The sequence below is a fragment of the Pandoraea sp. XY-2 genome (assembly GCF_004193915.1).
GTDB classification, from domain to species: domain Bacteria; phylum Pseudomonadota; class Gammaproteobacteria; order Burkholderiales; family Burkholderiaceae; genus Pandoraea; species Pandoraea cepalis.
On sequence record NZ_CP030849.1, the window covers coordinates 934,493 to 954,111 of the forward strand.

The following is a 19,619-nucleotide window of genomic DNA, read 5'->3' on the forward strand; positions in this document are numbered from 1 at the left end:
CCCAACCCGGTCGTCAACGACGCTCATTGGAGTTTGCATGTCCCTGCTCGACCACCCGGTGCAGCTCGTCGTCTTGCTTTCGCTGCTCTCGATCATGCCGTTGCTGGTGGTGCTGGGGACTGCGTTTCTGAAGCTGGCGGTCGTGTTCGCCCTGTTGCGCAATGCGCTCGGCACGCAGCAGATTCCGCCCAACATCGCGATTTACGGCTTATCGCTCGTGCTCACCTGCTTCATCATGGCGCCGGTGGCCTTCGACATCGAGGCCAATCTCGAGACGCGTCCGGTATCGCTGTCGTCCAAGGATTTCGTGGCCGATGTCGATGCGAGCGTCCTGTCGCCCTACCGTGCATTTCTCACCCGTCACACCGACGCGAGACAACGCGACTTCTTCGCCAGCGTCGGCCGAGATACCTGGCCTGAGGCGCATCGCGGCCGCCTGGGCAGCGACTCGCTGCTCGTCCTGATGCCGGCGTTCGCGCTGAGCCAACTCGCCGAAGCGTTCAAGATCGGGCTGCTGCTGTACCTGCCGTTTGTTGTGATCGATCTGGTGATCTCGAACATCCTGCTCGCGATGGGCATGATGATGGTCTCGCCCATGACCATCGCACTGCCGTTCAAGTTACTGATCTTCGTCATGATGAACGGTTGGGAGCAGTTGGTGCGTCAGTTGATGCTCTCCTACGCATGAAGCGGCCCGGAGCGCACCCATGAGTGAAGCCATCGTCGTCAATCTCACGAGCGAGATGCTCTGGCTCACGCTCCTCCTGTCGCTGCCCACCGTGGTGGTGGCGGCGGCGGTCGGCGTGCTGGTCTCGCTGGTGCAGGCGCTTACGCAGGTGCAGGATCAGACCGTGCAGTTCCTCATCAAGCTCATCGCGGTGTCGGTCACGCTGGCCGCCACCTATGCGTGGATGGGCCATGTGCTGCTGCATTACGCGGGTAACGCGTTCGAGCAGATCAGCCGGATGCGGTGAGCGGCATGACGTCCTCCTTCGTGCCGGGCATGGCGCCCGGCGTCGACACCTTGCTCTCGCCGCTGTGGGCCGACCTGTACGGCTGGTTGGTGGCGTGGGGCGTGGCGATGCTGCGCCCGCTGGGCATTGCGATGCTGCTGCCGGTGTTCTCCGTCGGCATGCTCGGCGCCGGCATGTTGCGCAATGCGCTGGTGCTGGCGCTGGCGTTGCCGGTGGTGTCGCTCGTGCATGCTAGCCCGGAAATGCCGTCGCATTGGGGCGCATGGGGCATGCTGGTGCTGCGCGAGTTGTGCATCGGCGGCCTGCTCGGCTTTGCCGCCGCGCTGCCGTTCTGGGCCGTCGACATGACGGGGTACGTGATCGACACGATGCGCGGCGCGTCCATGGCGAGCGTGCTCAATCCATTGATGGGGGCGCAGTCGTCGATCTTCGGCATCGCGCTCACTCAGATGCTTTGCGTGCTGTTCTTTGTCACCCCGGCGGCGCAGGCCTTGCTCACCGCGTTATATGACTCCTACGCCGCGCTGCCGGTGGGGCAGCCGTGGCGATGGCATGACGACAGCGTGGCCTGGCTGCTCGCGCTCTGGCAAGCGATGCAGGTGATGTGCGTGGCGGTGGCGCTGCCGGCGATGGTCGTGATGGTGCTGGTCGATATGTCGATGGGCTTCATCAACCGGGCCGCGCAACAGCTCAACGTTTTTTTTCTCGCCATGCCGGTGAAGAGCGCGATGGCGCTGCTGGTGACGGTGGCCAGTCTGCCGTTTGCCATCGCCGTGCCGCTGCAGGGCTGGTATCGGCTGCCCGACGTGTTTCGCGCCTGGGCCGCGCTGGCGCTGCCTGCATCCTGAGGCCGACATGAGCGAAAAGAGCCAGCCGCCCACCCCCAAGAAGATCGAAGACGAGCGCAAGAAGGGGCGCGTTGCGAAGAGCGCCGATCTTGCCGTGTGCATGCAACTCGGTGTGGTGCTGGCGTGGTTGACGTTCGAAGGGCCAGCGCTTTACGACGCGCTGCAAGCGCTCGTCGCGCGCATGTTAGGGGTGCTCAACGATCCGGTGGACGACGCCGTACGCGGCATGCTCGGACCTTCGCTGCTGCTCTTCGTGCGTTTCGTGGGCGGTCTTGCCGTGCTGTTGATCGTGACGACCTGGCTGGCGATGGTGTTACAGGTCGGCATGCTCGTGGCGCCCGAGAGCGTTCGTCCCAAGTATGAACGGATCGATCCCGTCGCCAAGGCCAAGCAACTGTTCTCGATGCAGTCGCTCTTCGAATTCGGCAAGTCGCTCGTCAAGGTGGCGGTGCTGGCCGTGGTCTTTTTCTATCTCATCCGGCAGTACACGCCGTCGCTCGCCGCGCTGCCGCAGTGCGGGCCGTCGTGCGGTCTTGCCCTCACGGTGCGGTTGATGTTCTGGCTGATGGCGGTGTTGGTTATCGCGTACGTAGTGTTCGGCGGGCTCGACTTCGCGTATCAGAAGTATCAGCTTCGCAAGCAATTGATGATGTCCCACGACGAGATCAAGCGGGAATCCAAGGAGGTCGAGGGCAACCGGGAGATCAAGAACAAGCGGCGCGACATTCATCGGGAAACGATCGAAAGCGGCAGTCTGTCGGACAACGTGAAGCGGTCGACGGCCGTGGTGCGCAACCCGACCCGTATCGCGATTTGTCTGCGCTACGTTCCCGGCGAGACGGCCGTGCCGATGGTGATCGAGAAGGGCCGCAACGAACGTGCGCGGACCATCGTCCGGCTCGCCGAGCGCGAAGGCGTGCCGATAGTCGAGCACGTGCCCGTGGCGCGCCGCCTGATGGACGACGTCGAGATCGACGCACCGATTCCCCCGATCTGTTCGACGCAGTGGCCGCGATTCTGCGGCTCGCGCTCGACCTGCCTTATGAGGTGCAAGCGGCGAACGCCGCGCCGCACGCCGATGCAATGCCGCAGGACGGCTGCGTCGCAGGCGGCATGAAGGACGCGCCCACGCGCTCGGCTTCGGGAGACGGCGTATGAGTGGGCGCCGGGTTCGGGACTTGTGCGGGTGGCGCGCACGGCTCGCGGGAGGCGTGCTCAGCGTGTTGAGCATGATGGGGCCGTCGGTGTCCGTATGGGCGATGGACGGGGGACTGCTGCCGCGTCACCCGCGAGTGGCTGACGCGCAGCTCGTGGTGCCCGTGCCGCGGGCCATGGCAGACGTGTTGGCGCGGCCCGCGCAAGCGCCTGTCGTCGCCAGCCCCGGCGACGCGGACGCACCGACGTCGATCATCGCCACCTCCCGCGACACGGCGGCACCGATGTCTGTCGTCGCCACCTCCCGCGACACGGACGCACCGACGTCTGCCGACCCCGCGCTGCCCTTCGACGCGTTGGTGCAACGCGCGGCGCAAGTGGCGTCAGTTGATGCGGCGCTGCTGCACGCCATTATCGACACTGAATCGGGATATGATCCGCAGGCGGTGTCCGTGCGGGGGGCGATCGGGTTGATGCAGGTGCTGCCGCGCACTGGCGAGCGCTTCGGCGTGCGACGTCTCGAAGACCCCGCGGAGAATGTACGCGCTGGGGCGTCCTACGTCCGCTGGCTGCTGGCGCGCTTCGACGGTGACCTGACGCTGGCATTGGCGGCCTACAACGCGGGGAGGGTGCGGTGCTGCGTTACGGGCGTCAGATCCCGCCGTTCCCGGAGACGCAGAATTACGTGCGCAAGGTGATGGCCGGATACGCTCGGCTACGTGACGCGGGTCCGGTGCCAGCGGTACCCTCGCGACCGTTGCCACCCATCCAGCCCATCCAGCCTGCCGCCATCCTTGTCGATACGAAGCCCGATACCACGGCGCCCGCCACGACAACGCCGGCTCGGGAGCGCGGCGATACGCCCTCGGACGAGGCCGCGAGGGAACGCGCCTGGCGTTTGCTGCGAGGGGTGGGGGCGCTGCTGACACGCAGCCCGTCGGCGCAAGCCTCCGACAGCCGCGGACGCGACCGGCCAGCGGTCGTCTTGCCCGCGCGCGGGCAGGCGCGAGGCGCTGGCCCTGCGGTCGGCGGATAGGACTAGCGCGTGGGGGCGGTGTCGATGACCGAGGGGCGCGCAGACATGCGTTCGAAGTGATCGGCCAGATTGGGGTGTGCGTCGCGCCAGGCGATCTCCGGAAACCGGAAATCGAGGTAGCCGAGCGCACAGACGACGGCCACATCGGCCAGCGTGAGGCGGTTGCTCGCGCACCACTGACGTTCGTCGAGTCCAAGCGCCATTGCTCGCAGCGCTTCGTCGATCTTGCTGCGCTGGCGGTCGATGAGCGCCTGCGAGCGCGAGGCTTCGTCGTGGAACATCGCCTCGACGCGAATCTGCACGGCGGCGTCCGTCACGCCATCGGCGAGGGCCTCCCAGCAGCGCACTTCGGCGCGTTCGCGGCCAGAAGGGGGGATGAGCTTGCCCACCGGAGAGAGCGTATCGAGGTACTCGCAGATCACGCGCGAGTCGAACACGGCTTCGCCGTCCTCCATGACCAGACACGGCACTTTGCCCAGCGGGTTGGACTGCTGGATGCGCGTGTCGTCGGCCCACACGTTCTCCAGCTCGAGCTTGTAGTCGAGCTTCTTCTCGGCCAGCACAATGCGGACCTTGCGAACGTAGGGACTGGCGAGGGCACCGATCAACTTCATGTGAATCCTTGATAAATCGCGGTAGGGCGGGGGAGAGTATAACGTGGGCTCCGGGCTGTCGCGCATGCGTGTTGCGTATGCCGCAGCACGGGGCGAGCCCTGCCCGAATTGCGGTGAAATCGATTCGTCCCGGGATGGGCGAGGCCGAGAATGGTAAAATGCTGGCCTTTCCGAGTTGGCGGCTCGCCGGCTCCCCCGATTTTCTTTTTCGGTGCCCAGTGCCATGTCCGACGAATTCTCCCCATTGACCGCGCTTTCTCCGCTCGACGGCCGTTATGCCAGCAAGACCGACGCCCTGCGTCCGTGGCTGTCCGAAGCGGCGTTCATGCGCCACCGCGTGACGGTCGAGATCCATTGGCTGATCGCCCTGTCCAAGGCCGGTTTCGCCGAAATCGCCCCGTTCTCGGCCGAAGCGGAGACGTTCCTGCTGAGCCTGGCCACCCAGTTCTCGAACGCCGATGCGCAGCGCATCAAGGACATCGAGAAGGTCACGAACCACGACGTGAAGGCTGTCGAGTATTGGCTCAAGGAGAAGGTGCAGGGCCAGGCGGAACTCGAAAAGGCGAGCGAATTCATCCACTTCGCCTGCACGTCGGAAGATATCAACAACACCTCGCACGGCTTGATGATCAAGGGCGCGCGCGACAAGGTCGTCGTGCCCGCGCTCGAATCGCTGGTCGCCAAGCTTGGCGAGCTGGCACGCGAACATGCCGCTCAGCCGATGCTCTCGCGCACGCACGGTCAACCGGCGTCGCCGACCACGCTTGGCAAGGAACTCGCGAACGTGGCCGTACGACTGGCCCGCGCGCTGGAGCGCGTTCGCCGCGTCGAGTTGCTCGCCAAAATGAACGGTGCGGTCGGTAACTACAACGCCCACCTCTCGGCCTACCCGGACTACGATTGGGAAGCCTTCTCGAAGGCCGTGATCGAGCAGCGCCTGGGCCTGACGTTCAACCCGTACACGATCCAGATCGAGCCGCACGATTACATGGCCGAGCTGTTCGACGCCGTTGCGCGTGCCAACACCATCCTGCTCGACCTGAACCGCGATATCTGGGGTTACATCTCGGTCGGCTACTTCAAGCAGAAGACCAAGGCCGGCGAGATCGGTTCGTCGACCATGCCGCACAAGGTCAACCCGATCGATTTCGAGAATTCGGAAGGCAACCTCGGTCTGGCGAACGCCGTGCTGCGCCATCTGGCCGACAAGCTGCCGGTGTCGCGCTGGCAGCGAGACCTGACCGACTCGACCGTGCTGCGTAACATCGGCGTGGCGTTCGGCTATAGTCTGCTGGCGTACGATTCGTGCAAGCGGGGCCTGGACAAGCTCGAAGTCAATCCGCAGCGTCTGAACGACGATCTCGACAACACGTGGGAAGTGCTGGCCGAGCCGGTACAGACCGTGATGCGCCGCTTCGGCATTCCCAACCCGTACGAGCAGCTCAAGGAGCTGACGCGCGGCAAGGGCATCACGCGCGAAGCGTTGCAGGACTTCATCAAGCAACTGGCCATTCCGGAAGATGCGAAGGCGCGTCTGCTGCAAATGACGCCGGCGAACTACATCGGTATCGCCGAATCGCTCGCCAAACGGGTCTGAGCGCGTCCAGCACGCCTCCACCGCTTCAATGAAGCAACAAGTCGGGCCGCATCTGCGGCCCGTTTTGCATGGTGACGACCGCATCGATCACGGCGAGGAGGGCGGGGCGGTCATGGCAATGCGCACCGAGATGGCCAAGGCCAAGGCGACCGGGGCACGGCGTTCGCGCGCCGCACACGCGAAAAAAAACCGCCGGACATGCCGGCGGTCTTCCTGACGCAGCGCAGTGAGTCGGTCAGACTCGGGCGCCGAAGTTCGGGTCGTTGCGATCGACGCCTTCTTCACCATCCTTGTTGCTGTGCTTGATGAGGTCTTCACGCTTCACGCCGAGCCACATCGCAATGGCCGCGGCCACGAACACCGACGAGTAGATACCGAACAGAATACCCACGGTCAGGGCGAGCGCGAAATAGTGCAGCGTCTGTCCACCGAAGAAGAACATCGACAGCACCATCATTTCCGTGCTCGCGTGCGTGATGATCGTACGCGACATGGTCGTTGTGATGGCGTGGTCGATCACCTCGCGCACCGTCGCCTTGCGCATCTTGCGGAACGTCTCGCGAATCCGGTCGAAGATCACGACCGATTCGTTCACCGAGTAGCCGAGCACGGCCAGCACGCCCGCCAGCACCGCCAGCGAGAACTCCCACTGGAAGTAGGCGAAGAAGCCCAGAATGATCACCACGTCGTGCAGGTTGGCGATCACGCCGGCCACCGCGAACTTCCATTCGAAGCGGAAGGACAGGTAGATGATGATGCCGATGACCACGAAGGTCAGCGCCAGCAGGCCATCCGTGAACAACTCGTGGCCGATCTGCGGACCGACGAATTCCACGCGACGCAATTGCACATCGGGGGCGTCGGCCTTCAGGGCGGACATCACGGCGTCGCTTTGCTGTGCACTGGTGACCTGCTTGCCGTCAGAACCGTTCTGGATCGGCAGGCGGATCATCACGTCGCGCGAGGTGCCGAAGCTCTGCACCTGCACGTCGCGATAGCCCAGCTTGCCGACTTCGCCACGGATCTTCTCGAGATCGGCCGCCTGCGAGTAGGCCACTTCCATGACCGTGCCGCCGGTGAACTCGATCGACATGTGCAGGCCCCGCGTGAGCAGGAAGAACACCGCCGCCACGAACGTGAGCGCCGAGATGATGTTGAAGATCAGGGCGTGCCGCATGAACGGCACGTCTTTCTTGATGCGGAAAAATTCCATGACTGTTTCCTCTCGCGCCTGCGGTTATTGCTCGCCTGCGTCGGGTGCGTTTTTCGCACCGTCCGGGCGCCAGACCTGACCGATCGCCAGCGTCTTGAGCTTGCGACGGCCGCCGTACCACAGGTTGACCAGACCGCGCGAGAAGAACACGGCCGAGAACATCGAGGTCAGAATACCCAGGCAGTGCACCACGGCGAACGCGCGCACCGGGCCCGAACCGAACGCCAGCAACGCCAGACCAGCGATCAGCGTGGTCACGTTCGAGTCCAGAATCGTCGCCCAGGCATGCTCGAAGCCCAGCGAAATCGCCTTCTGTGCCGACGCACCCGCGCGCAATTCTTCGCGAATGCGTTCGTTGATCAGCACGTTCGCGTCGATGGCCATACCAAGCGTGAGCGCGATAGCGGCAATCCCCGGCAGCGTGAGCGTAGCTTGCATCATCGAGAGCACGGCCACCAGCAGCAACAGGTTGAACAGCAGGGCGATCACCGAGAACACGCCGAACAGCATGTAGTACGCCATCATGAACAACGCGATGGCGATCAGGCCGTACATCACCGAGTCGACACCCTTATGCACGTTATCGGCGCCCAGGCTCGGGCCGATCGTGCGTTCTTCGATGATCTCCATCGGGGCGGCCAGCGAACCGGCGCGCAGCAGCAGTGCCAGGTCGTTGGCGCCCTGCGCCGAACCCATGCCGGTGATCTGGAAGCTCTGGCCCAGTTCGCTGCGGATGTTCGCCACCGTCAGCACTTCGCCCTTGCCCTTCTCGAACAGCACGATGGCCATCGGCTTGCCGATGTTGTCGCGCGAGACGTCGCGCAGCACACGGCCGCCGGCGGCGTCAAGCTTGATGCTGACCGACGGTTGCTGGTGATCGTCGAAGCCCGCGGACGCGCTGGTGATGCGATCGCCGCTGAAGATCACCTGACGCTTGAGCATCACCGGCGCGCCGTTGCCGTGCAGGAACAGTTCGTCCTGCGGCGGCACCGGCGTGTCAGCCGTGATGAGGCGCGGGGCGTCCGGATCGACCAGACGCGCTTCGAGCGTTGCCGTACGGCCGATGATGTCCTTCGCCTTGGCGGTGTCCTGCACGCCAGGCAACTGCACGACGATGCGGTCCGGGCCTTCCTGCTGAATCACCGGCTCGGCCACACCGAGTTCGTTCACCCGGTTATGCAGCGTGACGATGTTCTGCTTGACGGCGTTGTCCTGTACCGCACGACGGGCGGCTTCCGTGAAGGCACCCACGACCTTGAACGTCCCGTTCGGGCCGGCTTGCGTCGTGTAGGACAGATCGGGCAGCCCGTCGGTCAGGGCACCGCGGGCGCGCTCGGCGTCGTTCTGGTCGCTGAAGACGGCTTCGATGCCAGTGTCCGTACGCGTCACGCCGTTGTGGCGGATGTTCTTGTCGCGCAGCAGCGTGCGGGCATCGGCGGCGCTCGCGTCCAGGCGCTTGGTGATGGCGCCGGCCATGTCGACTTGCAGCAGGAAGTGCACCCCGCCACGCAGGTCGAGACCGAGATACATCGGCAGCGCGTGGATTCGGGTGAGCCATTCCGGCGAGGCCGAGAGCAGGTTGAGCGCGACGACGTAGGTCGGGTCCGTCGGGTCGCTGTTCAGCGCCGTCTGGAGCATGTCCTTGGCCCGCAATTGCGTGTCGGTGTCGGCGAAGCGAATGCGCACGCTCGGGTTGTTGCCCGTGCTGTCGAACACGGCGCCTTGATAAGCGATGTTCTGCGCCTTGAGCGCGTCTTCGGCGCGCGCGAGCGTTGAGGCATCGACCTTGACGGTCGCCTTGACGCTGGAAATCTGTACTGCCGGTGTTTCACCGAACAGGTTGGGCAGCGTATAGAACACCCCGATGGCAAGCGCCACCAGAATGAGGATGTACTTCCAGAGAGGATAGCGATTCATAGCAGCGGGCTAGGGTGATGCCTCGTGGCAAACCGTGCTTCAGACCGGCTGGCATGGCAACGTGGGTCGCCACGGCCGGCGTCGCCATGCACGGCGGCCGCCGTTGAAGGCGGCCGCGTGCAGTGGCGCGAAGGCTCAGAGCGCCTTGATGGTGCCCTTCGGCAGCAGGGTGGTGATCGCACCCTTCTGCACGTTGATTTCGACGTTTTCAGCGATCTCCACGGTCACGAAGGTCTCGCCGACCTTCGAGATGCGACCGGCCAGGCCGCCCGAGGTCACAACTTCGTCGCCCTTGGCGAGGGCCGACAGCATGTTGCGCGTTTCTTTCTGGCGCTTCATTTGCGGACGGATCATGATGAAGTACAGCACCACGAACATCAGCACCAGCGGCAGGAAGCTCATCAGGTTGCTGGTCGGGCTCGCGGCGCCTGCCGTCTGAGCGAAGGCATTGGAAATCAGCACGTTCGGTTCTCCTTATGTAAGACGTGTAAAAGCCGCGTGTGGCCGGAGCTCCGGACACGCGCGGCGTGTGTTTCGGTGCGTGGATGCAGGATCCAAGCCCGGCATTTTACCACTGCCCAACCCCGGTCTCCGGGGTTTCGGTGCCCGCTGGCGCGCGCCGCCCGTCAATGCACGCCGCGCGCGCGATCGGCCCGGAACTGGGCGACGAAAGCGTCGAAACGGTGCGCTTCGATGGCATCCCGGATTTCCTGCATCAGCGTGAGATAGTAATGCAGGTTGTGGATGGTGTTGAGCCGCGCGCCCAGAATTTCCCCGGCTCGCTGCAAATGGTGCAGGTAGGCGCGCGAGAAGTTTCGACAGGCGTAACAGCCGCAAGTTTCGTCCAGAGGGCGCGTATCGGTCTTGTGCGACGCGTTGCGGATCTTCAGATCGCCGAATCGCGTGAAGAGCCAGCCATTGCGGGCGTTACGCGTGGGCATCACGCAGTCGAACATGTCGACGCCCGCCGCCACGCCAGCCACGAGGTCCTCCGGCGTGCCGACCCCCATCAGGTAATGGGGTTTGTTCGCCGGCAGCCGCGGCGCCACGTGCTGGAGCACGCGCATCATATCTTCCTTCGGCTCACCCACCGACAACCCGCCGATCGCATAGCCGTGAAAGTCCAGTTCCGACAACCCGGCGAGCGACTCGTCGCGCAAATGTTCGTACATGCCGCCTTGCACGATCCCGAACAGCGCATTCGGGTTCTCGAGACGGTTGAATTCGTCGATGGAGCGCTTGGCCCAGCGCATCGACATGCGCATCGACTGGCCGGCCTCGACTTCCGTGGCCGGGCGGCCGTCGATCTCGTACGGCGTGCATTCGTCGAACTGCATGACGATGTCCGAATTGAGCACGTGCTGGATCTGCATCGAGATTTCGGGCGAGAGGAAGAGACGGTCGCCATTCACGGGTGACGCGAACTTCACCCCGTCTTCGCTGATCTTGCGCAGCTCCCCGAGGCTGAATACCTGAAAACCGCCGGAATCCGTGAGAATCGGACGATCCCAGCCCATGAAGCGATGCAGCCCGCCGTGGGCGGCGATCGTCTCCAGCCCGGGGCGCAGCCAAAGGTGGAAGGTATTGCCGAGGATGATCTGGGCGTTGTTCTCGACCAATTCGGCCGGCGACATCGCCTTGACCGAGCCGTAGGTGCCGACCGGCATGAAGATAGGTGTCTCGACCACGCCATGGTTGAGCGTGACGCGCCCCCGGCGGGCTTGTCCGTCGGTGGTGATGAGTTCGAACTTGAGCATGTGTCGTGCGCCCCGGCACCACCGGCAACACAAGCCGGCGCCCGCACAGGACGTCAAATAAGCGGCCGGCGCCCCATGCGCGGCCAAGCCGCTATTGTACCGGGTCGCACGGCCGTCGATCCAACGGCCGTGCCGCGTCAGGCGGCGGCTTTCGGCGCGTCGTGAGGCGCCACGCGCGAGAGGATCATCGCGTCGCCGTAGCTGAAGAAGCGGTAGCGCTGCTCGATCGCATGCCGGTAGGCCGCGCGGATCGTCTCCATCCCCGAGAACGCCGACACCAGCATGAGCAAGGTCGATTTGGGCAGGTGGAAGTTGGTAATGAGCCGGTCGACCAATTGGAAACGGTAGCCCGGCGTGATGAAAATGTCCGTCTCGGCGCTGCCGGCGCGCAAGGTGCCCGGCGCGCCGCCCGCAGCCAGCGTGGCTTGCGCGGCCGACTCCAGGGCACGCATCGATGTCGTGCCGACCGCGACGACGCGGCCGCCACGCGCGCGGGTGGCGGCGATGGCGTCGACCAGCGACGGCGTGATTTCGTACCACTCCGAGTGCATCTTGTGTTCGCCGATGTTCTCCACGCGCACCGGCTGGAACGTGCCGGCGCCGACGTGCAGCGTGAGTGTGGCGCGGTGCACGCCCAGTGCGTCGAGGCGGGCGAAGAGGCCGTCGTCGAAATGCAGCCCGGCGGTCGGCGCGGCGACCGCGCCCGGGTTGCGCGCATAGACGGTCTGGTAGCGCGTTTCGTCGGCGGCGTCGGCGTCGTGCGCGATGTAGGGGGGCAGCGGCAGGCGGCCGTAGGTCTCCAGCAGCGTATAGCAGTCGTCCGGGAAGTGCAGCGTGTAGAACGGTTCGACGCGCTCGCCAACGGTCACGTCGAACGCATCGGCCAGATGCAGCACGGTGCCGGGCGTCGGGCTCTTGCTCGCCCGGATCTGCGCGAGCACGGTGCGGTTGTCGATGACACGCTCGACGAGCACCTCGATCTTGCCGCCGCTCGCCTTCTGGCCGAACAGGCGCGCCTTGATGACACGGGTGTCGTTGAACACCAGCAGGTCGCCAGGGGCGAGCAGGCCGGGCAGATCGGCGAAGCGCCGGTCGTACAGATGCGGCGGCGTGACGCTGCCGTCGACCTCCAGCAGGCGGCTGGCGGTGCGCTCGGCAAGCGCGGTCTGCGCGATCAGTTCGGGCGGCAGGTCGAAATCGAAATCGGAAAGGGTATACATCAGCGTTTACAATGCGTAGCAACCGACATTTTACTTGGTTCGTCCGAAGGCCTGCCGGCACGGTGTGCGCCTCACGGCCGAACGTCCCCGACTCGCGACTGCATGACCGAACGCAGAATGCCCGCCACCGCGCCTGACGACACCCCCGCCGACCTCGTGGATCTTGCCGATGCCGCCGGTGCACAGGCCGATGTCGCGCCACGTCCCGCCGCGAAGCGCGGTCGGCGCCCGGCGGCGCCGGCTCAGGCGCCGACAGGGGAGGGCGAAGCGGCCCCCGCCCGGTCCGCCCAGTCCGCCACGTCCGCGAAGTCACCGAAAAACGCGAAGGCCGCCGCGCGCAAGACGACCGGCTCGGGCACGGCCGATAAGCTCGCCAAGCTCGGCCTGAAGCGCGACATCGATCTGATACTGCATCTGCCGATGCGCTACGAGGACGAAACCACCCTGCGCAAGATCGGCGAAGTACTGCCGAGCGAACTGGCGCAGGTGGAGGGCGTCGTCACGTCAAGCGACGTGGCCTACCGACCGCGCCGTCAGTGGGTCGTACGTATTGCGGACGACGGCCACGAACTCGTGCTGCGTTTTCTGAATTTCTACGGCAGCCAGCAGAAGCAACTCGCCGTTGGCACGCGTGTGCGGGTGCGTGGCGAAGTGCGTGGCGGCTTCTTCGGATTGGAGATGGTCCACCCCGCGTATCGCGTGGTGCAGGACGCCGCCGCGCCGCTGCCAGAGTCCCTCACGCCGGTGTACCCGAGCGCGGCGGGCCTGTCGCAAGCGTATCTGCGCAAAGCGATCCACAACGCGATGGAGCGCACGCCGTTACCGGAGTTGCTGCCGCCAGGACTGCTCCAGCGTGTCATGGGGCCCGAGCATCCGCTCCCCGCGTTGTCCGACGCCGTCCACCTTCTGCACGCGCCTCCGCCCAATGTGTCCGAGACAGCGCTTGTCGAGCGCTCGCATCCGGCATGGCTGCGCATCAAGTGCGAGGAATTGCTCGCGCAGCAACTGTCGCTCAAACGGGCACAGGCCGCGCGTCGCCGGCTTGCGGCCCCTGCGCTCGGCGCCCGTGTGCCGGGGGGCCTGCTCGAACGTTTCGAGGCGGCGCTGCCGTTTCGCCTGACCGGCGCCCAGCAACGCGTGTGGGCCGAGATCCGCGCCGATCTTGCCGAGCCCCATCCGATGCAGCGCCTGCTTCAGGGCGACGTGGGCAGCGGCAAGACGATCGTTGCGGCGCTGGCCGCGGCACAGGCCATCGACGCGGGGTATCAGGCGGCGATCATGGCGCCGACCGAAATCCTCGCGGAGCAGCATCTGCGCAAACTCTCGGGCTGGCTTGCGCCGTTGGGCGTCGAGGTCGCGTGGCTGGCGGGCAGCATGAAGGCGAAGGAAAAGCGCGAGGCCCTCGCGCGCGTGGCGAGCGGCGACGCGCAACTGGTCATCGGCACGCACGCCATCATTCAGGACACCGTCACGTTTGCGCGGCTGGGCATGGCCGTCGTCGACGAGCAGCATCGGTTTGGCGTGGCACAGCGTCTGGCGCTGCGCAGCAAGATGCAAACCGCCGGCATGGGCGGCAACGCCATGCCGCATCAGTTGATGATGAGCGCGACGCCCATTCCGCGAACGCTCGCGATGACGTACTACGCCGATCTTGACGTTTCCGTGATCGACGAGCTGCCGCCTGGCCGCAGTCCCGTCGTCACCAAGCTGATCAGTGACACCCGGCGCCCGGAGGTGATCGAACGCGTGCGGGCGGCGGCGTTGGCCGGCCGTCAGGTGTACTGGGTTTGTCCGCTGATCGAGGAAAGCGAGGCGCTGCAATTGCAGACGGCCGTCGACACGCATGCCCAACTGGTCGCGGCGCTGCCCGAGTTGCGTGTGGGACTCGTGCACGGGCGGCTCGCGCCGACGGAGAAGGCGGCCGTGATGGACGACTTCACGCGTGGCGACACGCATTTGCTGGTGGCGACCACGGTCATCGAAGTGGGCGTGGACGTGCCCAACGCGTCGCTGATGGTGATCGAGCACGCCGAGCGCTTTGGGCTCGCGCAACTGCACCAGTTGCGCGGACGCGTCGGGCGCGGCTCGGCGGAATCGGTGTGCCTGCTGATGTATGCGTCACCGTTGTCGATGGGCGCGAAGGCGCGTTTGCAGACGATGCGCGAGACCACCGACGGTTTTGTCATTGCGCGGCGCGATCTGGAAATCCGCGGCCCGGGCGAATTTCTCGGCGCGCGGCAGTCGGGCGCGGCGATGTTGCGCTTCGTCGATCTGAACGAGGACGCCTGGTTGATCCCGGGCGCACAGGAAGCGGCCGATGTGCTGCTCGCATCGCATCCCGGCGCCGTGGCGGCGCACCTGGAGCGCTGGCTCGGGGCGCGGGAGGACTATCTTAAGGCATGACCCCGGTGTCCGCGCGACGATAGGGGGCCGGGCATCAACGGAAACATCAGGGCGCGCATCAACGCGGACGTCGACCGAAAACGGGCAATGGCCGCTCGATTGTGCTATAAAAAACAAAATCTATCGATTGCGGTAATTCGATTAATTTACACAGGTTAGGACGACATGACCCTCACGGAACTCAAGTACATCGTGGCGGTGGCGCGCGAACGCCATTTCGGTCGCGCAGCGGAAGCCTGTTTCGTCAGCCAGCCGACGCTCTCGGTGGCCATCAAGAAGCTCGAAGACGAGCTGAACGTGCAGATTTTCGAGCGTGGGGCCGCGGAAGTGAGCGTGACGCCGCTCGGCGAGCAGATCGTTGCCCAGGCGCAGCGAGTGCTCGAGCAGACGATCGCCATCAAGGAAATCGCCAAGCAGGGGCGCGATCCGCTTGCCGGGCCGCTGCGCCTGGGCGTGATCTACACGATCGGACCGTATCTGCTGCCGTCCCTCGTCAAACAGATGATCGAGACCACCCCGCAGATGCCGCTCATGCTGCAGGAGAACTACACGCTCAAGCTTATCGAACTGCTCAAGCAGGGCGAAATCGATGCAGCGGTCATGGCGCTGCCGTTCCCGGAGAGCGGCCTGATGGTGCGCCCGCTTTACGACGAGCCGTTCGTCGTGGCGCTGCCGCGTTCGCATCCGTGGTCTGAGCGAGAGCACATCGACGCCGGCGATCTCAAGCAGGAGACGATGCTGCTGCTGGGCAGTGGACATTGTTTCCGCGATCACGTGCTGGGTGTGTGTCCGGAACTGATGCGCTTCTCGCAGAATGCCGACGGTATCCAGAAGACGTTCGAAGGCTCCTCGCTGGAGACCATTCGCCATATGGTCGCGAGTGGCGTAGGCATCACCGTGCTGCCGAAGACGTCGGTGCCCGAGACGCAGGCGCCCGACAGTCTGCTGCGCTATGTGCCGTTCTCGGCGCCGGTGCCTGACCGTCGCGTCGTGCTGGCGTGGCGCAAGAGCTTCACGCGGTTGCCTGCCATCGACGCCGTGGCGCAAGCCATCGCCCGATGCCATCTGCCGGGCGTGATTCCCCTCGATCTGCCGGCAACGTCGAACTGATACGCCGGGACCCACCCGTTCCGTTACCGCTTGAAGGCGCAATACGCCGTCGCTTGGTGCTGCGGCGTATTGTTTTTAGCTATTGGATACATAAAAACGATCAACTCGACCGCTTTCATAAGGCGAATTAATCTTATGGATCGAGAAGCCCGGCAAATCATGACCGGGCGTGTCGACTACGGCCAGAAGGCGCGTATGGCGGCAATGCCGTAGGCCCCGGCGTGGCGCGCGCTCGACAAGGCGTCGTCCCGCATGCCGCCGAGGGCGAACACCGGCAGCGACGTTTGCGCGGCGAGCGCGGTGAACGCGGGCCAGCCAAGCGGCTTGGCGTGCGGATGCGTCGCGGTGACGAGCACGGGCGAGAGCGTAATGAAGTCGAGGCCCAGACGCGTGGCGCGTTCGATCTGTGCAGCGTTGTGGCACGCGGCGCTGACAAGCTTCCAGCCCGCGGGACGCGCATCGCAGACCATGAGCCGCGCGCTCGTCAGATGCCAGCCGTCTGCCTGTGGAACAGTACTGGCATGCACGCCGTTCGGTGCGTCGAGCCAGAGATCCGCAACGCTTTGCGGCGGGTTGAGGATAAGTTGCGCACCTGCCGCATGGGTCAATGCCAGGGCGCTCTCTGCCAAGGCCCGGTAGCTGTCGGCATCGAGCGAACGATTGCGAAGCTGTACCAGACGGATGCCGCGGGCGAGTGCTTGCGCGAGTTGTGACGCGAACCCGGCGATCTGTGTGCGCGTCGCGATATCGGGCGTCACCAGGAGTTGGCGCGGCAGAGGCGTCTGAGCGGGAGACGTGGCACGGTCCACGTTGTCGTGCGCGGCCGGGCGGTCGGGCAGCGACAGGCGGTAGGCGGAATCTGCGGGGTCAGCGGACATGCGCGCAGTGTAACCGGAATGCCAGCGCGCACGTCTCGAGGAAAGTACGGAGAGCGCTCGTGCGAAATATCGGCGGGTGAGAGGCATCACATCCAGACGTGCCGGGTATCGTCACACGATCCCGATAGACTGGAGCGATGCCTGCCGAAGCCGGGATTCGTCGGCCTGCGCCGGCATTTTCATTTCAGTCCAGTGTGCCCTCACAGTACGACGGGGGCACCATCACCAACGGAGTCGGATCATGGCAAAGAAGAACAATGTGGCTAGCGTGAACATCGGCATCAGCGAGAAGGATCGCAAGCGTATCGTCGAAGGATTGAGCCATCTGCTGGCCGACACCTACACGCTTTACCTGAAGACGCACAACTTCCATTGGAATGTGACCGGTCCGATGTTCAACACGTTGCATCTGATGTTCGAAGGCCAGTACAACGAACTCGCCCTGGCCGTCGACCTGATTGCCGAGCGTATTCGCGCGTTGGGTTACCCGGCGCCGGGGACCTACAAGGAGTTTGCGAAGCTGTCGTCGATTCCCGAAGCCGACGGTGTGCCGGCTGCCGAAGAAATGATTCGCCAATTGGTCGAAGGGCAGGAAGCGGTGACCCGCACCGCGCGCGGCATTTTCCCGACGGTCGACGCAGCCTCCGACGAGCCGACCGCCGACCTGCTCACGCAACGCATGCAATTGCACGAAAAGAACGCATGGATGCTGCGTAGCCTGCTGGCCTGAGCGCGTAACACCCGCCCCGCTATCGAACGGGAAATGTCATAGAGAAAGGGTGCGCAGGGCGGTGCAGTCCAGTACACTGGCCGGATGTCCCTCGATTGGCTTGCCCGCACCCTTCTCGTCAGCCTGTTCCTGCCGCCGGTTAATGTACTGCTGCTCGCGGGTTTTGCCGTCGCCATCGGGCGGCGCTGTCCGCGTGTCGGCAAAACGCTGGCGGTCGTCGCGATACTTGCGCTATGGCTACAGGCGATGCCTTGGTTCGGCCGGCAATTGGCTCGACCGCTGGAGGCCGGAACCCCAATCGATCTCAAGTCGCTCGATGCCGCGCGCGGGTCGGCCGCCGAAGCGGCGACGCTGCCGCAGGCAGTCGTGATTCTCGGTGGCGGCGCGACCCGGCACGCGCCAGAATTCGGGCGTGAAGGCGATTCCGACCTGAAGGCACCCACGTTGGCCCGCGTGCGGTATGGCGCGCTACTCGCGCGTCGCACGCAGTTGCCGGTGCTCGTCTCGGGCGGCAGTCCGACCGGCGAAGTGGTCGAGGCGCGCATGATGGCCCAAGTCGCGACCGAAGAGTTTGGCGTCCCGGTGCGCTGGATCGAAGGACAATCGTTGAATACGGCGCAAAACGCCACCTTCAGCGCGCGTATGCTGGCGAACGTCGGCGTGTCGCGCGTCTATCTGGTCACGAGCGCCTGGCATATGCGCCGGGCTCGCGACCAGTTCGAACGTGCTGGACTTACGGTGGTACCCGCACCGTGCTGTAATGCAAACGCGTTCGAACCGGATGTTATCCCCGGCTGGTGGCCCACCGTCGGTGGCTTGCGCACCACGCATCAGGCGCTGCGCGAATGGATGGCCCTGGCCGTGGGGCATTGAGCTTTTCCTTCCCTTGTCGATGCCACGAAGTACCGGCGTCTCAGACGGGATGACGAACGAATCGGGGTCACGCACGAATGCGGGCTCCTTGAATTGCCAACCTCAAACGAGAGAGACGTATGAAGACGAAAGCTGTCCTGAGCGTTGAAGACGTGCAGAAGATCAACGCCGCCGCCGTGGCCGAAGCCACCGCGAACGGTTGGAACGTGTGCATCACGATCGTCGACGACGGCGGTCACGCGCTGTCGCTATATCGTATGGACGGTGCGGCTCCCAGCACGGCCATGATGTCCATGGGTAAGGCGCAGACCTCCGCGGTCGGCCGCCGCGAAAGCGGCGCGTTCGAGGAAATGATCAATGGCGGCCGCTTTGCGTTCCTGAGCGCGCCGAACACCGCGATGCTCGAAGGCGGCGTGCCCATCGTGGTCGACGGCAACGTGATTGGCGCGGTCGGTGTGTCCGGTGTGAAGTCGACGCAGGATGCCCAGATCGCGCGGGCTGGGATCGCGGCGCTCAAGCGCGCCTGAGCGCCTCGGGGCACTCGCCCGCCTCCGTAGGTTCGCAGGGACAAAAAGGCATCGTCGATGAGTTCGGCGATGCTTTTTTTTTCGACGGCACCAAAGAAAAACCCGTCCTCGCGGACGGGTCAAAGGCTTGTCAGGCCGGATGGCCACCCCCTGAGGCTTGTCAGGCTGGGCCACGAGGAGAACATCAATGAAACTCGCGTGGACGGACAAAAAAAGCGGCTTGGCTGGCGTGCAACGCAGGTAGAGAGGGGCTTGCCGTAACTACATGGGAGTGCGTTGCATTCGCTGGCTACTGCCAAACACCTCTTAGGCGAGGTGGTCCCCACAAAACTCGGTAACGGGGCGGCACGGTCGTGGTCGTGCCACCGCCAAAATTCGTGACGGATTGCGTGTCTTATTTCGTCAGGATCAACTTGCCGTACCGCGTGGCGCGCAACTGATACGTCTGTCCGTTGTGCAGGATGTTCACGCATTGCGTGCCTTGCAGCAGGTGATCGCTCGTGAGCGCGCGGCCCGTGGTGTGGCTGGCCGATTTGGCCGTTTGCGCACGTGACGCCGACAACGTGCGGCGCGGCTCCATGGCGGGCAGGGTCTGGCGGGCAGGGGTGTGGCTTGCGGTCATCTCGCTCATCCGTGTGGCTGACTATGAGACAGATATTAAATGAGAATCATTACTATTTGCATTGAAATATGGCTATTGTTGTGAATTGTGAATAGTGAATGACTAATCGAGGATTCGCCGGACGGTGACACGCCACGCCCGGCGA

The 19,619-nt window shown here is 64.6% G+C and carries 20 protein-coding genes; 12 read left to right on the forward strand and 8 right to left on the reverse strand.

Features of this window, described 5'->3' with window-relative positions:
- Nucleotides 1-37: 37 nt before the first annotated feature.
- The 5 genes from sctR to DRB87_RS23400 are packed head-to-tail and all read left to right on the forward strand — an operon-like array spanning nucleotide 38 to nucleotide 3,675.
- Nucleotides 38-688 (forward strand): type III secretion system export apparatus subunit SctR, encoded by a 651-nt coding sequence (gene sctR, locus DRB87_RS04295; protein ID WP_130024997.1) that lies wholly within the window; start codon nucleotides 38-40, stop codon nucleotides 686-688.
- Between the two features lie 19 nt (nucleotides 689-707).
- Nucleotides 708-974, forward strand: a complete 267-nt coding sequence (gene sctS / locus DRB87_RS04300) for a type III secretion system export apparatus subunit SctS (RefSeq protein ID WP_017233091.1) — start codon at nucleotides 708-710, stop codon at nucleotides 972-974.
- A 5-nt stretch (nucleotides 975-979) separates the two neighbouring features.
- Nucleotides 980-1,822, forward strand: a complete 843-nt coding sequence (gene sctT, locus DRB87_RS04305; protein WP_130024998.1) for a type III secretion system export apparatus subunit SctT — start codon at nucleotides 980-982, stop codon at nucleotides 1,820-1,822.
- Nucleotides 1,823-1,829: 7 nt separating this feature from the next.
- Nucleotides 1,830-2,939, forward strand: coding sequence for an EscU/YscU/HrcU family type III secretion system export apparatus switch protein (locus DRB87_RS04310; RefSeq protein ID WP_240756175.1), 1,110 nt, complete (start codon nucleotides 1,830-1,832; stop codon nucleotides 2,937-2,939).
- A gap of 37 nt (nucleotides 2,940-2,976) precedes the next feature.
- Nucleotides 2,977-3,675, forward strand: a complete 699-nt coding sequence (locus DRB87_RS23400) for a lytic transglycosylase domain-containing protein (protein ID WP_240756176.1) — start codon at nucleotides 2,977-2,979, stop codon at nucleotides 3,673-3,675.
- A 340-nt stretch (nucleotides 3,676-4,015) separates the two neighbouring features.
- Here the strand turns inward: DRB87_RS23400 and DRB87_RS04320 are convergent, their stop codons facing one another.
- On the reverse strand, nucleotides 4,016-4,627 hold the full coding sequence (locus DRB87_RS04320; RefSeq protein WP_130024999.1) for a glutathione S-transferase family protein: 612 nt from the start codon (nucleotides 4,625-4,627) through the stop codon (nucleotides 4,016-4,018).
- A gap of 223 nt (nucleotides 4,628-4,850) precedes the next feature.
- Here DRB87_RS04320 and purB point away from each other — a divergent pair, with 223 nt between their 5' ends.
- Complete coding sequence (gene purB, locus DRB87_RS04325; protein ID WP_130025000.1) at nucleotides 4,851-6,224, forward strand: adenylosuccinate lyase; 1,374 nt, start codon at nucleotides 4,851-4,853, stop codon at nucleotides 6,222-6,224.
- Between the two features lie 28 nt (nucleotides 6,225-6,252).
- Nucleotides 6,253-6,441 (forward strand): hypothetical protein, encoded by a 189-nt coding sequence (locus DRB87_RS04330; protein WP_130025001.1) that lies wholly within the window; start codon nucleotides 6,253-6,255, stop codon nucleotides 6,439-6,441.
- A gap of 18 nt (nucleotides 6,442-6,459) precedes the next feature.
- Here DRB87_RS04330 and secF read toward each other — a convergent pair whose 3' ends face one another.
- The 5 genes from secF to queA all read right to left on the reverse strand — a co-directional run bounded on the left by secF (nucleotide 6,460) and on the right by queA (nucleotide 12,331).
- Nucleotides 6,460-7,437, reverse strand: a complete 978-nt coding sequence (gene secF / locus DRB87_RS04335) for a protein translocase subunit SecF (RefSeq protein ID WP_130025002.1) — start codon at nucleotides 7,435-7,437, stop codon at nucleotides 6,460-6,462.
- Between the two features lie 24 nt (nucleotides 7,438-7,461).
- A complete protein-coding gene (secD, locus tag DRB87_RS04340) occupies nucleotides 7,462-9,354 on the reverse strand; it encodes a protein translocase subunit SecD (RefSeq protein WP_130025003.1) in 1,893 nt (630 codons plus the stop codon).
- A 135-nt stretch (nucleotides 9,355-9,489) separates the two neighbouring features.
- Nucleotides 9,490-9,756 carry a preprotein translocase subunit YajC gene (gene yajC / locus DRB87_RS04345; protein WP_232424572.1) on the reverse strand — a complete coding sequence of 89 codons (267 nt, stop codon included), beginning with the start codon at nucleotides 9,754-9,756 and terminating at the stop codon, nucleotides 9,490-9,492.
- Nucleotides 9,757-9,980: 224 nt separating this feature from the next.
- Entirely contained in the window at nucleotides 9,981-11,111 is a 1,131-nt protein-coding gene (gene tgt / locus DRB87_RS04350) for a tRNA guanosine(34) transglycosylase Tgt (RefSeq protein WP_130025004.1), read from the reverse strand.
- Between the two features lie 137 nt (nucleotides 11,112-11,248).
- On the reverse strand, nucleotides 11,249-12,331 hold the full coding sequence (gene queA / locus DRB87_RS04355; RefSeq protein WP_130025005.1) for a tRNA preQ1(34) S-adenosylmethionine ribosyltransferase-isomerase QueA: 1,083 nt from the start codon (nucleotides 12,329-12,331) through the stop codon (nucleotides 11,249-11,251).
- Between the two features lie 102 nt (nucleotides 12,332-12,433).
- On the opposite strand from queA, the gene recG reads away from it, so the two are divergent.
- Both recG and DRB87_RS04365 read left to right on the forward strand, forming a co-directional pair.
- A complete protein-coding gene (gene recG / locus DRB87_RS04360) occupies nucleotides 12,434-14,734 on the forward strand; it encodes an ATP-dependent DNA helicase RecG (protein WP_130025006.1) in 2,301 nt (766 codons plus the stop codon).
- A 165-nt stretch (nucleotides 14,735-14,899) separates the two neighbouring features.
- Nucleotides 14,900-15,844, forward strand: coding sequence for a LysR substrate-binding domain-containing protein (locus DRB87_RS04365; RefSeq protein ID WP_017233103.1), 945 nt, complete (start codon nucleotides 14,900-14,902; stop codon nucleotides 15,842-15,844).
- A 176-nt stretch (nucleotides 15,845-16,020) separates the two neighbouring features.
- Here the strand turns inward: DRB87_RS04365 and DRB87_RS04370 are convergent, their stop codons facing one another.
- A complete protein-coding gene (locus tag DRB87_RS04370; RefSeq protein WP_240756177.1) occupies nucleotides 16,021-16,722 on the reverse strand; it encodes a thiamine phosphate synthase in 702 nt (233 codons plus the stop codon).
- 241 nt (nucleotides 16,723-16,963) lie between these two features.
- Between DRB87_RS04370 and DRB87_RS04375 the strand changes: the two genes are divergently transcribed.
- The 3 genes from DRB87_RS04375 (at nucleotide 16,964) to DRB87_RS04385 (ending at nucleotide 18,852) form a co-directional block, all read left to right on the forward strand.
- Nucleotides 16,964-17,452, forward strand: coding sequence for a Dps family protein (locus tag DRB87_RS04375; RefSeq protein WP_017233106.1), 489 nt, complete (start codon nucleotides 16,964-16,966; stop codon nucleotides 17,450-17,452).
- A gap of 84 nt (nucleotides 17,453-17,536) precedes the next feature.
- Complete coding sequence (locus tag DRB87_RS04380; protein ID WP_130025007.1) at nucleotides 17,537-18,325, forward strand: YdcF family protein; 789 nt, start codon at nucleotides 17,537-17,539, stop codon at nucleotides 18,323-18,325.
- A 119-nt stretch (nucleotides 18,326-18,444) separates the two neighbouring features.
- The gene (locus DRB87_RS04385; RefSeq protein ID WP_130025008.1) at nucleotides 18,445-18,852 is read left to right on the forward strand and encodes a heme-binding protein; all 408 of its coding nucleotides are present in this window, start codon (nucleotides 18,445-18,447) and stop codon (nucleotides 18,850-18,852) included.
- A gap of 394 nt (nucleotides 18,853-19,246) precedes the next feature.
- Here the strand turns inward: DRB87_RS04385 and hemP are convergent, their stop codons facing one another.
- Nucleotides 19,247-19,474: a hemin uptake protein HemP gene (gene hemP, locus DRB87_RS04390; protein WP_370363508.1), complete on the reverse strand. Its 228-nt coding sequence runs from the start codon at nucleotides 19,472-19,474 to the stop codon at nucleotides 19,247-19,249.
- Nucleotides 19,475-19,619 lie beyond the last annotated feature (145 nt).

Bases quoted from the DNA above. Each gene is read 5' to 3' on its own strand.
- sctR (WP_130024997.1), top strand. From the start codon at position 38: ATGTCCCTGCTCGACCACCCGGTGCAGCTCGTCGTCTTGCTTTCGCTG.
- sctS (WP_017233091.1), top strand. From the start codon at position 708: ATGAGTGAAGCCATCGTCGTCAATCTCACGAGCGAGATGCTCTGGCTC.
- sctT (WP_130024998.1), top strand. From the start codon at position 980: ATGACGTCCTCCTTCGTGCCGGGCATGGCGCCCGGCGTCGACACCTTG.
- DRB87_RS04310 (WP_240756175.1), top strand. From the start codon at position 1,830: ATGAGCGAAAAGAGCCAGCCGCCCACCCCCAAGAAGATCGAAGACGAG.
- DRB87_RS23400 (WP_240756176.1), top strand. From the start codon at position 2,977: ATGAGTGGGCGCCGGGTTCGGGACTTGTGCGGGTGGCGCGCACGGCTC.
- DRB87_RS04320 (WP_130024999.1), bottom strand. From the start codon at position 4,627: ATGAAGTTGATCGGTGCCCTCGCCAGTCCCTACGTTCGCAAGGTCCGC.
- purB (WP_130025000.1), top strand. From the start codon at position 4,851: ATGTCCGACGAATTCTCCCCATTGACCGCGCTTTCTCCGCTCGACGGC.
- DRB87_RS04330 (WP_130025001.1), top strand. From the start codon at position 6,253: ATGAAGCAACAAGTCGGGCCGCATCTGCGGCCCGTTTTGCATGGTGAC.
- secF (WP_130025002.1), bottom strand. From the start codon at position 7,437: ATGGAATTTTTCCGCATCAAGAAAGACGTGCCGTTCATGCGGCACGCC.
- secD (WP_130025003.1), bottom strand. From the start codon at position 9,354: ATGAATCGCTATCCTCTCTGGAAGTACATCCTCATTCTGGTGGCGCTT.
- yajC (WP_232424572.1), bottom strand. From the start codon at position 9,756: ATGAGCTTCCTGCCGCTGGTGCTGATGTTCGTGGTGCTGTACTTCATC.
- tgt (WP_130025004.1), bottom strand. From the start codon at position 11,111: ATGCTCAAGTTCGAACTCATCACCACCGACGGACAAGCCCGCCGGGGG.
- queA (WP_130025005.1), bottom strand. From the start codon at position 12,331: ATGTATACCCTTTCCGATTTCGATTTCGACCTGCCGCCCGAACTGATC.
- recG (WP_130025006.1), top strand. From the start codon at position 12,434: ATGACCGAACGCAGAATGCCCGCCACCGCGCCTGACGACACCCCCGCC.
- DRB87_RS04365 (WP_017233103.1), top strand. From the start codon at position 14,900: ATGACCCTCACGGAACTCAAGTACATCGTGGCGGTGGCGCGCGAACGC.
- DRB87_RS04370 (WP_240756177.1), bottom strand. From the start codon at position 16,722: ATGTCCGCTGACCCCGCAGATTCCGCCTACCGCCTGTCGCTGCCCGAC.
- DRB87_RS04375 (WP_017233106.1), top strand. From the start codon at position 16,964: ATGGCAAAGAAGAACAATGTGGCTAGCGTGAACATCGGCATCAGCGAG.
- DRB87_RS04380 (WP_130025007.1), top strand. From the start codon at position 17,537: ATGTCCCTCGATTGGCTTGCCCGCACCCTTCTCGTCAGCCTGTTCCTG.
- DRB87_RS04385 (WP_130025008.1), top strand. From the start codon at position 18,445: ATGAAGACGAAAGCTGTCCTGAGCGTTGAAGACGTGCAGAAGATCAAC.
- hemP (WP_370363508.1), bottom strand. From the start codon at position 19,474: ATGACCGCAAGCCACACCCCTGCCCGCCAGACCCTGCCCGCCATGGAG.